The organism is Kiloniellales bacterium, assembly GCA_030066685.1.
Classification (GTDB): domain Bacteria; phylum Pseudomonadota; class Alphaproteobacteria; order Kiloniellales; family JAKSBE01; genus JAKSBE01.
Window position 1 is genome coordinate 59,322 of the sequence record JASJBF010000026.1, and the last position, 12,883, is coordinate 72,204.

At 67.4% G+C, this 12,883-nt stretch carries 13 protein-coding genes; 8 read left to right on the top strand and 5 right to left on the bottom strand.

The window, feature by feature from the left end:
• Window positions 1–127: 127 nt before the first annotated feature.
• A complete protein-coding gene (locus tag QNJ30_14950; GenBank protein MDJ0944763.1) occupies window positions 128–979 on the top strand; it encodes a hypothetical protein in 852 nt (283 codons plus the stop codon).
• Window positions 980–1,082: 103 nt separating this feature from the next.
• Here the strand turns inward: QNJ30_14950 and QNJ30_14955 are convergent, their stop codons facing one another.
• The gene (locus QNJ30_14955) at window positions 1,083–1,655 is read right to left on the bottom strand and encodes a CHRD domain-containing protein (protein ID MDJ0944764.1); all 573 of its coding nucleotides are present in this window, start codon (window positions 1,653–1,655) and stop codon (window positions 1,083–1,085) included.
• Between the two features lie 347 nt (window positions 1,656–2,002).
• On the opposite strand from QNJ30_14955, the gene QNJ30_14960 reads away from it, so the two are divergent.
• Window positions 2,003–2,560, top strand: coding sequence for a hypothetical protein (locus tag QNJ30_14960; GenBank protein ID MDJ0944765.1), 558 nt, complete (start codon window positions 2,003–2,005; stop codon window positions 2,558–2,560).
• A gap of 34 nt (window positions 2,561–2,594) precedes the next feature.
• Here the strand turns inward: QNJ30_14960 and QNJ30_14965 are convergent, their stop codons facing one another.
• Window positions 2,595–2,990, bottom strand: a complete 396-nt coding sequence (locus QNJ30_14965) for a RidA family protein (protein MDJ0944766.1) — start codon at window positions 2,988–2,990, stop codon at window positions 2,595–2,597.
• 125 nt (window positions 2,991–3,115) lie between these two features.
• Complete coding sequence (locus QNJ30_14970) at window positions 3,116–3,859, bottom strand: Crp/Fnr family transcriptional regulator (protein ID MDJ0944767.1); 744 nt, start codon at window positions 3,857–3,859, stop codon at window positions 3,116–3,118.
• A gap of 337 nt (window positions 3,860–4,196) precedes the next feature.
• On the opposite strand from QNJ30_14970, the gene QNJ30_14975 reads away from it, so the two are divergent.
• From QNJ30_14975 to QNJ30_15000, 6 genes are all read left to right on the top strand, one after another.
• Window positions 4,197–5,672, top strand: a complete 1,476-nt coding sequence (locus QNJ30_14975; protein ID MDJ0944768.1) for an extracellular solute-binding protein — start codon at window positions 4,197–4,199, stop codon at window positions 5,670–5,672.
• Between the two features lie 78 nt (window positions 5,673–5,750).
• Window positions 5,751–6,893: a sugar ABC transporter permease gene (locus tag QNJ30_14980; GenBank protein ID MDJ0944769.1), complete on the top strand. Its 1,143-nt coding sequence runs from the start codon at window positions 5,751–5,753 to the stop codon at window positions 6,891–6,893.
• Window positions 6,890–7,945 carry a carbohydrate ABC transporter permease gene (locus QNJ30_14985; protein ID MDJ0944770.1) on the top strand — a complete coding sequence of 352 codons (1,056 nt, stop codon included), beginning with the start codon at window positions 6,890–6,892 and terminating at the stop codon, window positions 7,943–7,945. The genes QNJ30_14980 and QNJ30_14985 overlap by 4 nt, the downstream gene beginning before the upstream one ends.
• The gene (locus tag QNJ30_14990) at window positions 7,945–9,021 is read left to right on the top strand and encodes an ABC transporter ATP-binding protein (GenBank protein ID MDJ0944771.1); all 1,077 of its coding nucleotides are present in this window, start codon (window positions 7,945–7,947) and stop codon (window positions 9,019–9,021) included. The genes QNJ30_14985 and QNJ30_14990 overlap by 1 nt, the downstream gene beginning before the upstream one ends.
• The gene (locus QNJ30_14995; protein ID MDJ0944772.1) at window positions 9,018–10,046 is read left to right on the top strand and encodes an aldo/keto reductase; all 1,029 of its coding nucleotides are present in this window, start codon (window positions 9,018–9,020) and stop codon (window positions 10,044–10,046) included. Before QNJ30_14990 ends, QNJ30_14995 begins: the two co-directional genes overlap by 4 nt.
• A gap of 16 nt (window positions 10,047–10,062) precedes the next feature.
• The gene (locus tag QNJ30_15000; protein MDJ0944773.1) at window positions 10,063–10,893 is read left to right on the top strand and encodes an amidohydrolase family protein; all 831 of its coding nucleotides are present in this window, start codon (window positions 10,063–10,065) and stop codon (window positions 10,891–10,893) included.
• A gap of 155 nt (window positions 10,894–11,048) precedes the next feature.
• Here the strand turns inward: QNJ30_15000 and QNJ30_15005 are convergent, their stop codons facing one another.
• Both QNJ30_15005 and QNJ30_15010 read right to left on the bottom strand, forming a co-directional pair.
• Window positions 11,049–11,411: a cytochrome c gene (locus QNJ30_15005; protein MDJ0944774.1), complete on the bottom strand. Its 363-nt coding sequence runs from the start codon at window positions 11,409–11,411 to the stop codon at window positions 11,049–11,051.
• Window positions 11,412–11,549: 138 nt separating this feature from the next.
• Window positions 11,550–12,842, bottom strand: coding sequence for a PQQ-dependent sugar dehydrogenase (locus tag QNJ30_15010; protein MDJ0944775.1), 1,293 nt, complete (start codon window positions 12,840–12,842; stop codon window positions 11,550–11,552).
• Between the last annotated feature and the right edge of the window lie 41 nt (window positions 12,843–12,883).

A 12,883-nucleotide genomic window follows, 5' to 3' on the forward strand; every position in this document is an offset into this window, starting at 1 on the left:
TTGGAGGACGATCATGGCCAGGGCAGCGGGGGCCCCAAAGTTGATCAGCCTAGCGCTTGCGGGGATTGTCTCAGCGAACCTTGCCTGCAGCACCCCAGGCCTCGGCCACGCCGGGCAAGTGGTCCCCTTGGCACCGGCGGACATCGAGGGCCAGGCCCGGGACGGCCTGAAGGTCGCCAGCGAACTGAACATCGCGCGGAACCTGCGGGCGCTCGAAATGGCGAGCGCGCTGCAAGCGCTGTCTCAGACCATGACCATCCGTTCGCTCCTCGCGGCTCTGTCGATCGACAAGGAGCCCAACATCTCGGCCTTGGCGGCGGAGCACGACCGTTTCGACCGGATCATCAAAGGCATGCGCCACGGCGATTTGGAGCTGGGGCTCGGAAGGGCCGTAAACCCGGAGATCCTCAAGAAACTCGCGCGGCTGGAGAAGGAGTGGTCGATCTTCGGCCCCGTGGCGCGCAAGATCGTCAAGAACGGCAAGGTCTCGAAGCGAAATGTCGCGATCGTGGCCGAATGCATCAAACCCCTGGCGGAGGGGACGCGGGAATTGATCGAGGTCGTCCAGTACTACGTCACCGGCGGCCGAACCTTCTCGCTCCTGACTTCGATGATCAGCGCGACCGAAGCGCAGCACGCGCTGGTCAGCGAGATGGCCGCCGGCTATCTGCTGATCGCCTACGGCCACAAGCCCGCGTACTACCGGGGCCTGCTTCGGGATCAGATGGCGCATTTCGACCAAACCCTGAACGGACTGCTGGTCGGCGACAGCGGCCTCCAGCTTCTGCCCGCGCCGACCTCGACTCTCGCGCGGCGATTCCGCGGCGCCATCAGGCTCTGGAGAGCGCATCGCCCTGTGCTGCGCGCGGTGGCCGAAGGCGGCGAGGTCGATCGCGAGACCATCCCCGATTTCATGCGGTTGAACGACGCTCTGGCCGCCGAGATCGACAAGGCCAGCGAACTCTACAAGAGCATCTGACCGCGCCCGGATCTCCGCCGACCACAGGGACGCCGACATCGACGAGGCCCTGGAGGCGCTGCGGCATCCCTTGGAAAAAGTCCGGTGCGCGTTCTCTTCGACGTCAGTCGTCGAAATCGTCCCGATCGTCATCGGACGCGCCGAGGGCAAAGACCTGGCCGCGGACTTCGCCGGCCGGATTCGCCTCGGCGTGGACGTTCAGATAGATGAGCCCGTCCAGAACGGCGGCGAACAGGGACGCGATGTTGTTGATCGCCACGCCGCAGTTTGGATTTGCCGCGAAGTCAACGGGTTCGATGTCGAGGTTGCCGAGCCGACCGCGGGCCAGAAGGCCGTCCACGTCGATGCCACCCGGACCGCCGACGGGCGCGACGTTGAACAGGAAAGCGACGACCGGGCCGTTGACGCCGGCCCGCGCGCAGTGCAGATGCGCCTGCGTGATCTTTTCACCGTCGAAAACCCGCAGCTTGAAGCGCAGCGACGAGAGGTCTTCGGCGAAGTCGAGCTTCAAGGTGGCGCTCGTGTCGGTCAAGACGCCGCCGGGCGGCTGGATTTCCTGAGCGCCGCTAGCGACGGTCTTGAATCTGAACGCGCTGCGGTCGTCACGATCTGCAACTGCGGCCGTCGAGAAGGCGACGGCGGCGGCGAGGACGACCAGGCTTGCTCGGAGTCCCATCGGTGTTCCTCCCTCGTGTCGGAACAGGTTTCTTGCGCGCGCCGAGAAGGGCTTCCACTTCAGATCCGAAAATCATGTCCGAAGCATGCTCGGCACACGATACACGGGATGGTTGTCGCCTCGGCCTCGCTGCGCAAGTCACTTTTCCGTGTCCATCGCCACGGTCCGATCGAGCATCCCGCGGCCCAGCGCGACGGGCCCGCGCTTCGGTCCCGGTCACCCGCCTCCGGACCGACGGCGTCCCGGCGGCCGGCCCCTGTCGATTGTCGCACAGACCCGATCCCTGCGCGGTGCTAGGCTCTCGATCCCGGTCGTCGATGATCGCGGGACAAGAGGAGGGGAACGCCATGCTGTCGCGCTTGGCGCTGATTGCAGCGCTTTGTGTCTGCTTGGTCGCATCCCATGATCGGGCCAAGGCCGCCGAGGAAGACGGCGCCGTCCTGGTCACGGTGACGGGAAAGCTGGGCAAGACCAACAGGGGTGCCGCGGATCCCTTCCTCGATGCCTTCTTCGCCTACCACGAGGTCTCCTTCGAGGCGGCCTATGCCTTCGACCGCAGCGAGCTGGCCGCCCTTGGCATGGAGGAGCTGACCCTGAGCTACCCGAGCTGGCCGAAGGCTCCGGTCACGCTGCGCGGGCCGTCTCTCGCTGCGGTCCTGGACCGGGTGCAGGCGCAGGGCAAGTCGGTGAAGATCCAGGCCCTGGATGGCTACGCCGTCCAGTTCGAGATCGAGACCCTGCGCAAGGGGCGCTTCATCCTCGCCATCGAAGGCGACGGCCGGCCCCTGGCCATCGGCGGGCGCGGCCCGGCCTGGCTCGCCTTTCCCCCGGGCAGCTATCCGGACCAGCCAAAGGACAGCGACAAGAAACTCGTCTGGTCGGTCTTCCACATCGCCGTCGAATAGGCGCGAGCCGTGTTCGGCTGGCAGGACTGCCGGCTCAGCCGGCGGTCACCGCCGTCAGGTTCATGAGCACCAAGAACCCCGGCTTCGGGAGTTCGCGCGCGCCGATGACGGTCCGGGCCGGGCGATGCTCGCCCATGACCGAGACATAGGCCTCGTTCATCCTCTCGAAGTCGCGCATCTCCTTCAGGAACACCTGGATATGGACGACGTGAGCCAAATCGGAGCCGACCGATTTCAACATCGAATCGAAGGAGTTCAGGATCCTGACGGTCTGGGAGAACACGTCGTCTCCCGCCAGCCGGCCCGTGTCCGGCTCGACGCCGCCGACGCCTCCGATCGTGATGAAATCGCCGACCTTCGCAACATGGCTATAGGGCCCGATCAGCGGGGGGCTATCGGGCGGCGTCAGCGTCTCGACCTTCGGCGCCATCTCCAACCTCGCAAAAGAGTCCGCAGATTGCTATCCCGAACAAGACGGATGTGACAGAAGGCCGGGAATTGCCGAGGGTTCCTGCCTCTATGGGAAGGTTCGCTTCGGATGCGATGGGCCGACTCCTAGCCCACCGGCTCGCCTTCGCCCTTCGCCAGGGCGGTCAGTCTGGCCGGGTCGGACAGCAGGATGTGACGGGGGTCGGCCATCTCGATCAGGCCGCGGTCCTTCAGGGCCGTGAAGGCGCGGCTCACCGATTCCACCGTAAGGCCGAGGTACTGGGCGATCACCTCGCGGTCCATGGCGAGGTCGACGCGCGCGGCCTTCTCCCCGGCCGCGCCCTGATGGTCTCGGATCTCCAGAAGGAAGGCGGCCAAGCGCTCCAGCTTTGACTTGGCCAGGATCACCAACAGGTGCGCCCGCATCCGCGCCATGCTCCGCTCGGCCAGGTCGAGCAGGCAGCGGTGAACCTCGGGCTGGGCCTGCGCGAAGCGGTCCAGCGATTCCCACGGCAGGGTCCAGAGCGTCGAGGGCACCAGGGTCCGCGCGGTCACCGGCGAGCGCCCCTCCTCGGTCGATGCGGCCAGCAGGTCGCCGGGAAAGCACCAGCCAACCATCTGCTCGCCCTGGCCCGGCTTGGATTGGTAGAGCGCGACCAGCCCGCGCTCGAGGATCATCAACTCAGGCAGGACGTCGCCTTCCCGGGCGAGGGCGCAGCCGACGGGTGCCTGCTTCCCCTGCAACAACGCGCCCAAGCGCGCCGCCGCGGGCTCGCCGAGGTGCGTGCCGAAGAGCCGCAGGCCGGACTCGCAGGCGCCGGGCCCGCTAACGGCCCCGACCTTCGCGGCCCCTTTCGTTCGGTCCTCCAATGACTCCGGTCCCACAGCGGCAGCCCCCATGACAGGGAGCCTAGACCCTAATGCCTTCCGGGGCGCGGCGACTTGATTTGCGTCAAGTATGGGCCCTTCCTGGCGGGCCCCCGGCGCTACAACCTAAGGCGCATGCGACTCGGCTTGACCCCGAAAACCGGCGCTCTAACATGACTTGGCGCCGCGGAATCCCGACCGGACGGTCGCTCGAAACAACGCCGGGTTGCGGTGCCGCGCCGGCCCCGGGAGAGGGCCGAAGCCGGATCGCGCCGTCGCGGCCAGGACAAGAACCGGACCAAGCAAGAACCAGAACAAGATCGAGAGGGAGGCAAGACAGATGATTCGCAAGGCTTTGCTGGCCGGGGGCTTGGCCCTCGGCACGATCTCGCTCGGCGCCGTGGGCGCGGCGGGCGCCGGCGACTACGACGGCGTGACGGTTAACGTCATGACCTTCACCGGCCCGCAGATCGCCGAGCCCCTGCAGCGCCGCGCGCCCGACTTCGAGAAGCTGACCGGCGCCAAGATCAACGTCATCACGGTGCCCTTCTCGGACCTCTACACCAAGCTGCTGACCGACTGGGCGACCGGCACCAACTCCGTCGACGCCGCGGTCTTCGCCCCGCAGTGGATGGTCGACTACGTGGGCCCCGGCTACCTGGAGGACCTCACCGACAAGGTCGCGGCCGACTCCGCGCTGGCGGTCGACGACATCGCGCCCTTCTTCCGCGAGTTCTCGCAGCAGTTCAACGGCCGGACCTACCTGATCACCCTGGATGGCGATTTCCAGATGGTCTACTACCGCAGCGACCTCTTCCAGGAGGCCGGCCTCTCGGCGCCCGCGACCTGGGACGACTACGTCGCGGCGGCCAAGGCCCTGCACGGCAAGGACATGAACGGCGACGGCCAAGCCGACTTCGGCTCCTGCATCGCCAAGAAGCGCAACGCCCAGTCTTACTGGATGATCACCTCCATCGCGGCCGGCTTCCTGCAGTCCCAGGGCACCAGCCAGGGCGCCTTCTTCGATACCCGCGACATGAAGCCCCTGGTCAACAACGACGGCTTCTCGGCCGCCCTCGACGTCTACCTGGAGACCACCAAGTACGCCCCGCCGGACGAGATCAACCTCGACGTCGGCGACACCCGCAGCCTCTTCACCACCGGCCGCTGCGCCCTGACCCTGGACTGGGGCGACATCGGCACCCTGGCGATCGATCCGGACAACTCCAAGGTCATCGACAAGGTCGGCGCGGTCATGCTGCCCGGCTCCAAGCAGGTCCTGGACCGCGAGTCCGGCAAGCTGGTGGCCTGCGACGGCAGCTCCTGCCCGCACGCCATCGACGGCGTCAACCGGGCGCCCTTCGCGGCCTTCGGCGGCTGGTCCGGCGGGATCAACAAATCGGCCGACGCCAAGGTCAAGGCCGCGGCCTACGACTTCTTCTCCTTCATGAGCCAGCCGGCCCAGTCCAACGTCGACGTGACCATCGGCATCACCGGCTTCAACCCCTACCGGCTGTCCCAGTTCGAGCAGACCGAGAACTGGGTCAAGGCCGGGATGAGCAAGGCCGCAGCCGCCGACTACCTCGGCGCGATCCAGGCCAGCCTGAACAGCCCCAACATGGTGCTCGACCTGCGGATCCCCAAGAACCAGGCCTATCAGCAGGTGGTCCTCGACACCGCCCTGGCGCGGCTGCTGGCCGGCGAGATCGACAAGCAGCAGGCCATGGCCGCGATCGAGGAAGGCTGGAACGAGCTCAACGAGGACAACGGCGTCGAAGACCAGCTGAAGTTCTACAAGGCGACGCTCGGACAATAGGCGCATGACCGCAACGGCAGGCGGGCCCCGACTCGGCGACGGGGCCCGCCGCAAGGTTCCGTGTTTCGGAGGCCCGCTGTGACCGCCCCGGGCATCACCCTGGCGGCGGACGAGGCGCCGGCCTCGCGGCTGTCGGAATGGATCGACCGGCAGGTCGCCCAGCTCCTGATTCTGCCGACGGTCCTGATCCTGCTCGGCCTCTCGATCTTCCCAATGCTGATCTCGGCCTACCTGGCGCTTTCCAAGTTCAGCCTGGCGCCCGGCGGCTACCAGCTGCGCTTCGTCGGCTTCCGGAACTTCAAGAAGCTGCTCTTCGGCTCCCAGCAGTTCCATTTCCTGGGCACCTTCGGCAGCCTCGCGTGGTTCGAGTGGCTGCTGCTGCTGGCCGCGGCCGCCGGGGTCGTCTTCGGCTTCCTCCGCTACCTCCGCCGCGGCCGGGTGAGCCCGGTCGGGATTCTCGGGCGGCTGATCGCGGGCAGTCTGGCACTCGCCCTGCTGCTGCTCCTGCTGATCACCCTCAACGCGCCGGGCTTTCCGGGCTCGCTGGTGGTCACCCTGTTCTACGTCCTGGCCGGGGTCGCCCTGCAGTTCGGGCTCGGCCTCGGCCTGGCCCTGCTCTGTGCCCAGCAGATCCGCGGCCGCAACTTCTTCCGGGTCGTCTTCTTCGTGCCCCTGATGGTGACCCCGGTCGGTATCGCCTACGCCTTCCGCATGCTCGCCGACATGGGCAAGGGGCCCTTCGCGCCGGTCTGGCAGCTCTTCGGCCTGGCCGAGTTCGCCTGGTCGGCGGATCCCTGGTCGGCGCGCCTGGTGGTCCTGATCGGCGACACCTGGCAGTGGACGCCCTTCCTCTTTCTGATCCTGCTGGCCGCGATCGAGAACCAGCCGCGCGACCAGATCGAGGCGGCGCGGATCGACGGCGCCAGTTCCTGGCAGGTCTTCCGCGACATCACCTGGCCGGCCATCGCGCCGGTCGCGGCGACGGTGGTCCTAATCCGCCTGATCGAGGCCTTCAAGATCATCGACCTGCCCAACGTGCTGACCAACGGCGGGCCGGGCATCGCCACCGAATCCATGACCCTGCACGCCTTCATCGCCTGGCGCACCCAGGATCTCGGCGGCTCGGCGGCGGTCGGCTACATGCTGCTCTTCGTCGCCGTGGTCTCCTGCGTCTCCTTCTTCAACTTCGTGGTCCGCCCGGCGCGGAGGCACGAGGCATGAGCACCCCGGTGCAAAACTCGCTCTGGCGCCGGCTCTTCGAGCCCAAGGACCTGCAGTCCCTGGCGCCGGGCACCAAGCTCCTGACCTACGCGGTCCTGCTCGGCTGGACCTTCGTCGTGCTCTTCCCGCTCTACTGGCTGCTGATCACGTCGTTCAAGCTGCCGGTCCAGGTCAACGATGGGCCGGACTACCTGCCCTTCGTCGACTTCGCGCCCTCGGGCCACGCTTGGCACTACGTCTTCGTCGAGCTCGGCAACGACACCCTGCGGCCTTATCTGAACTCGGTGGTGATCGCCTTTGTCAGCACCCTGCTGGCCGTGCTCTTCGGCGCCTTCGCCGCCTACGCCCTGGTGCGCATCCAGTACCGGGTGAAGCTCGGCCTGATCCTCGGTTTCCTCCTGATCCTGGCCGCCGTGGTCGTCGCCACCGCCGCCTACGGAGTCGCCTGGCAGATCAGCCTCGCGGTCGGCGCTGCACTCTTCCTGATCCTTGTCGCGACCCTCGGCCGCCACTTCCGGCGCGCCCTGGGCAACGAGGACATCCAGTTCTGGATCATCTCCAACCGCATCCTGCCGCCGGTGGTCGCGGTGCTGCCGATCTACATCATGTTCCAGCAGCTGCGCCTGCTCGACACCCACCTCGCGCTGATCCTGACCTACATGGCGGTCAACCTGCCGATCGCGGTCTGGATCCTGCGCGACTTCTTCGCCGGCATCCCCATCGACCTGGAGGAGAGCGCCCAGATCGACGGCGCCTCCAAGCTGCGCATCCTCTTCACCATCGTCCTGCCGCTGGCCAAGCCGGGCCTGGCGGCGACCTTCCTGCTGGTGCTGATCCTGGCCTGGAACGAGTACCTGCTGGCGCTCTTCCTCTCGACCGCCGACGCCCAGACCATGCCGCTGCTGGTCGCCGCCCAGAACGCCACGCGCGGGCCGCAGTGGTGGTACATGTCTGTGCTGATCATCATCATGATCGCCCCGGTGGTCGCCATGACCGTCCTGCTGCAGCGCTACATCGCGCGCGGCCTGCTGATCGGCGCGGTGAAGGGCTGATGCGCGTCGCCCTCCAGAACCTGCGCAAGTCCTTCGGCGTCGTCGAGGTCGTGAAGGGCCTGGACCTGGAGATCGCCGAGGGCGAGTTCCTGGTCCTGCTCGGCCCTTCGGGCTGCGGCAAGACCACGGCCCTGCGCATGGTCGCCGGCCTGGAGCCGGTGACCGAGGGCCGGATCCTGATCGGCGAACGCGACGTCACCGAGGTCCTGCCCAAGTACCGCGACATCGCCATGGTCTTCCAGTCCTATGCGCTCTACCCGCACATGACCGTGGCCGAGAACATCGGCTATCCGCTCAAGCTGCGCCGCCTGCCCCAGGACCAGCGCGCCGCGGCGGTGCGCGAGGCCGCCGGCAAGGTGCACCTGGAGGACTACCTGCAGCGCTATCCGCGCCAGCTCTCCGGCGGCCAGCGCCAGCGGGTCGCCCTGGCCCGGGCCATGGTCCGCCGGCCGAGCCTCTTCCTGATGGACGAGCCGCTGTCCAACCTCGACGCCAAGCTGCGCGGCCACATGCGCGCCGAGCTCAAGCACCTGCAGCAGGAGCTGGGCGTGACCACCATCTACGTCACCCACGACCAGATCGAGGCCATGACCCTGGCCCACCGGGTGGCGGTGATGAACCAGGGCGTGGTCCAGCAGATCGGCCGGCCGCGGGAGATCTACCGCAACCCGGCGAACCTCTTCGTCGCCGGCTTCATCGGCGCGCCGCCCATGAACCTGGTCTCCGGCCGCCTGGAGGCCGGCGCCTTCGTCAACGGCGCCGGGCAGGTCGCCTGCCCGGGCCTGGCAGCGCCGGGCAAGGTGGTGCTCGGCTTCCGGCCGGAGGACTGCCGCGTCGTCGCGCCCGAAAAAGGCGCGCTGCGCGGCCGGCTCTACTCGGTCGAGATGACCGGCAGCGAGAGCATCGTCACCTGCCGGCTGGACAAGACCCAGATCGTCGCCCGAATGCCGGACGACTTCGACCTGCCCGTCGACACCCCGGTCGGGATCGAGCTGGACCCCGCCCGGCTCTGCATCTTCGACGGCAAGAGCGGCGAGCGCCTGCGCGCCGCGACAGAGGAGACCGCGAGACCATGAAGACACGCACCCTGCAGACCCGGCAGCACGGGCCTCTGGAGCTCACCACTCTGGGCTTCGGCTGCGCGCCGCTCGGCAACCTCTACCGGCCGATCCCGGAGCCGGTCGCCCAGGCGACCCTGGACGCCGCCTTTGACGCCGGCATCCGTTACCTCGACACGGCGCCGCTCTATGGCCTCGGCCTCTCGGAGGAGCGTCTCGGCCGGGCCATCGCCCGCTGGCCGCGCGACGAGCTGCAACTCTCGACCAAGATCGGCCGGATCCTGATCGACTGCCCGCCGGAGGAGGTGCCCGAAACCATCTTCCACGACATCCCCGCGCGCCGCTTCGACTACGATTACACCTACGACGGCGTGCTGCGCTCCTACCAGGACAGCCTCAAGCGCATGGGCACCGACCGGGTCGACATCCTCTTCGTCCACGACGTCGACATCTGGACCCACGGCAGCCGCGAGGCCTCCGACGCCAAGATCCGCGAGCTCATGGAGGGCGGCTATAAGGCGCTGGAGGAGCTGCGCGCCGCCGGCGACGTCAAGGCCATCGGCGTCGGCATCAACGAGTGGGACATCTGCGAGCGCCTGGCCAAGAGCGCCGACTTCGACTGCTTCCTGCTGGCCGGCCGCTACACCCTGCTGGAGCAGGAGGCCCAGGAGTCCTTCCTGCCGCTCTGCGTCGAGCGCGGCATCGGCATCATCCTCGGCGGGCCCTACAACAGCGGCATTCTCGCCACCGGGCCGGTCGAAGGCGCGAAGTACAACTACCACTCCGCGCCGCCCGAGATCCTGGAGCGCGCCGGGCGCCTTCTGGCGGTCTGCGAGGCCCACGGCGTGCGCCTGGTCGAGGCGGCCCTGCACTTCCTGCTGAACCACCCGGCGATCGTCTCGGTGATCCCCGGCGCTGCGGCGCCGGAGGAGGTGACCCGCAACCTCGAGGTCCTCTCCGCGCAGGTGCCGGCGGCCCTGTGGCGCGACCTCAAGGCCGAGGGCCTGATCCGCGCTGACTCGCCGCTGCCAGAGACCGATTAGGCCTGAGGATGACACCATGGCCCCCGGCATCGATGCGCACGTCCACTTCTGGCAGCTGGCCCGCGGCGACTATGACTGGCTGACCCCTGATCTCGCGGCGATATACCGCGATTTCGCCCCCGGCGACCTGGATCCGTTGCGCCAGCTTTACGGAATCGACGGCGTGGTCCTGGTCCAGGCCGCCGCGACCGTGGCCGAGACCGAGTACCTGCTGGGCCTCGCCACCGAGACGCCCTGGATCCGTGGCGTGGTCGGCTGGGTCGAGTTCGCCGATCCCACCGCACCGTCCGAGATGGTGCGCCTGGCCGCCAATCAGACCCTGAAGGGCTTCCGCCCGATGATCCAGGACATCCCGGATGACGATTGGATGCTGCGCCCCGACCTCGACCCGGCCTTCCGGGCGCTGATCGACCTCGACCTTTGCTTCGACGCCCTGACCTTTCCGCGCCACCTGAAGAACCTGCTGGTCTTGCTCGGCCGCTATCCCGAGCTGCGCACGGTGATCTGCCACGGCTCGAAGCCCCAGATCCGCGACCGCGCCTTCGCGCCCTGGGCCGCCGACATGAAGACCCTGGCGCAGGAGACCCGGGCGCTCTGCAAGCTCTCCGGCCTGGTCACCGAAGCTTCGGCCGACTGGAGCGAGGCCGACCTCCGCCCCTACGTCGACCACCTGCTCGAAACCTTCGGCCCGGAGCGCCTGATCTGGGGCTCCGACTGGCCGGTCTGCACCCTGGCCGCCCCCTACGACGCTTGGCGCGCCGCCGCGGAAGCGCTCACCGAAGGGCTGTCGAAAACGGAGAAAGCCGCCGTCTTCGGCGGCAACGCGGAGCGCTTCTACCGGCTGTAGGGGGTTGGCTCCAACGCCGCTCTCCACACCTCTGTCATTGCCGGACTTGATCCGGCAATCCATTGAGTCAAGCCAAGATGGATGCCCGGATCAAGTCCGGGCATGACAGTCGTGAGGTTGTCTGGTGATCGCGCTTACCAGTCGTCGCCCCGACCTCAGGGCGAGAAGTCCTTGCTGAGGATGTAGGCGACGATGGTCATCCGCTCCTGCTGATTGTAGACCTCTTTCCAGGCCGGCATCTTGCGGAAGCCGTTGGTCACCCGGTCGTAGACGAAGTCCGGCTTGTAGCGCCGCGGCTTCAGCTTGGGCGCCTTGCCGGGATAGGCGGAGCGGCCGTGGCAGTGGCGGCACTGCTCCTTCCAGATTTCCTTGCCGGCCTCGATGTTGGACTGGGTCTTGAGGAAATCCTCGCTGAAGGGCGGCGACGGCTCCTTGCCGCCCTCAGCAACAACTGCCGTGCCGCAAAGGGCCAGCATCGACGTGATGGCCAGCGAAGCGCTCAAAGCACGCAGCGTCATGTCTCGGCCGACGTTCCTCGTCTCTCGGGCGGTGCCGGACTCAGTCTTCGCCGTCACCGCGGTTTGCAGTGTGGATGAGGCGACCCCGGCAGCGCACCGGGATCGCCTCGACCCGTTCATTCCATCCGCTGCCGCGGATCAGTTCGCCGGGACGATCTTGTAGATCGTGTCCAGGCCGCCCACCGGGCCGGTGGTGATCGAGGTCAACGCGTAGACCTCGCCGTCCCGGTCCTGCCCGAAGGCCAGGATGTAGGGCGTGTTGCCCTCCATGTTGGTCACCTCGGCGGTGTCCATGCTCCAGCTGCCGTCGTCGGCCCGGGAGCCGACGAAGATCTGGCCGTCCATCTCGGCGAAGGATTTGCTCCAGTCGCCGAAGATGTACTTGCCCTTCCAGGCGTCCTGGGCGCCCTGGTAGACGTAGCCGCCGGTCACCGAGATGCCCTTGCAGCCGTCCGGCTTGGCGGTGCAGTTCTGGTACTCCAGGATCGGCAGGACCAGGCCGCTGGTGTCGCAGGTCTTCGGATGGTCGTCCGGGTTCTGGTAGTCGAAGCAGTGGGTGGCCTCCATCTTGCGCCAACCCATGTTGCCGCCCTTCTCGATCACGTTGACCTCTTCATAGCTGTTCTGCTGCACGTCGGCGCAGATCAGCCGGTCGCTGCCGGTGTCGAAGGAGCAGCGCCAGGGGTTGCGCAGGCCGTAGGCCCAGATCTCCGGCAGGGCGTCGTTGTTGCCGACGAAGGGATTGTCGTCGGGGATGCCGTAGGGCTCACCGCCGTCGACGTCGATCCTCAGGATCTTGCCCATCATGGTGGTCAGGTCCTGGCCGTTGCCCTCGGTCACGTTGTGGCCGATGCCCCAGTCGTTGGCATAGCCGCCGTCGCCGGTCGAGATGTAGAGCATCCCGTCCTTGCCGAAGCCGATCCAGTGGCCGTTGTGGTTGAACTGCGGCCAGTCGATCGAGGTCAGGATCTTGCCGGAGCGGGGATCCGCGGCGTCGGGATCCTCGGCCGAGACCTTGTACTCGGCGACCACGTTGGTGTGGTCCCACCAGAACTGCTTGCCCAGGTCGCCCTGGAAGTCGAGATGCGCGGTGTAGGCGACGTAGAAGCGGCCGTTGTCCTGGAAGTCGGGGTGGAAGGCCAGGCCCAGCAGGCCGCGCTCGTCGAAATCCTTCCACAGCTGCGGGATCAGGTTGCGGATGTCGAGGAAGGGCTCGGGCTCGAGCTGGCCGTCCCGGACGATCCGCACGCGGCCGAACTGCTCGACGACGAAGGTCCGGTCGTCGCCTTCCGGCTGGACCATCGCCAGCGGCGCGTTCAGGCCGGTGACGAAGGGTTCGAGCTTGACCGGCACCTCGGCCTGTGCGGTCACGCCCGCTGTGAGCAGCGCGGCGAAGGCAGACGCCGCGGTGAGAGTCCTTACAAGGCTCATACTTATGATCCTCCCCTTGAGTAAGCCTAGGTTCCGCTTCC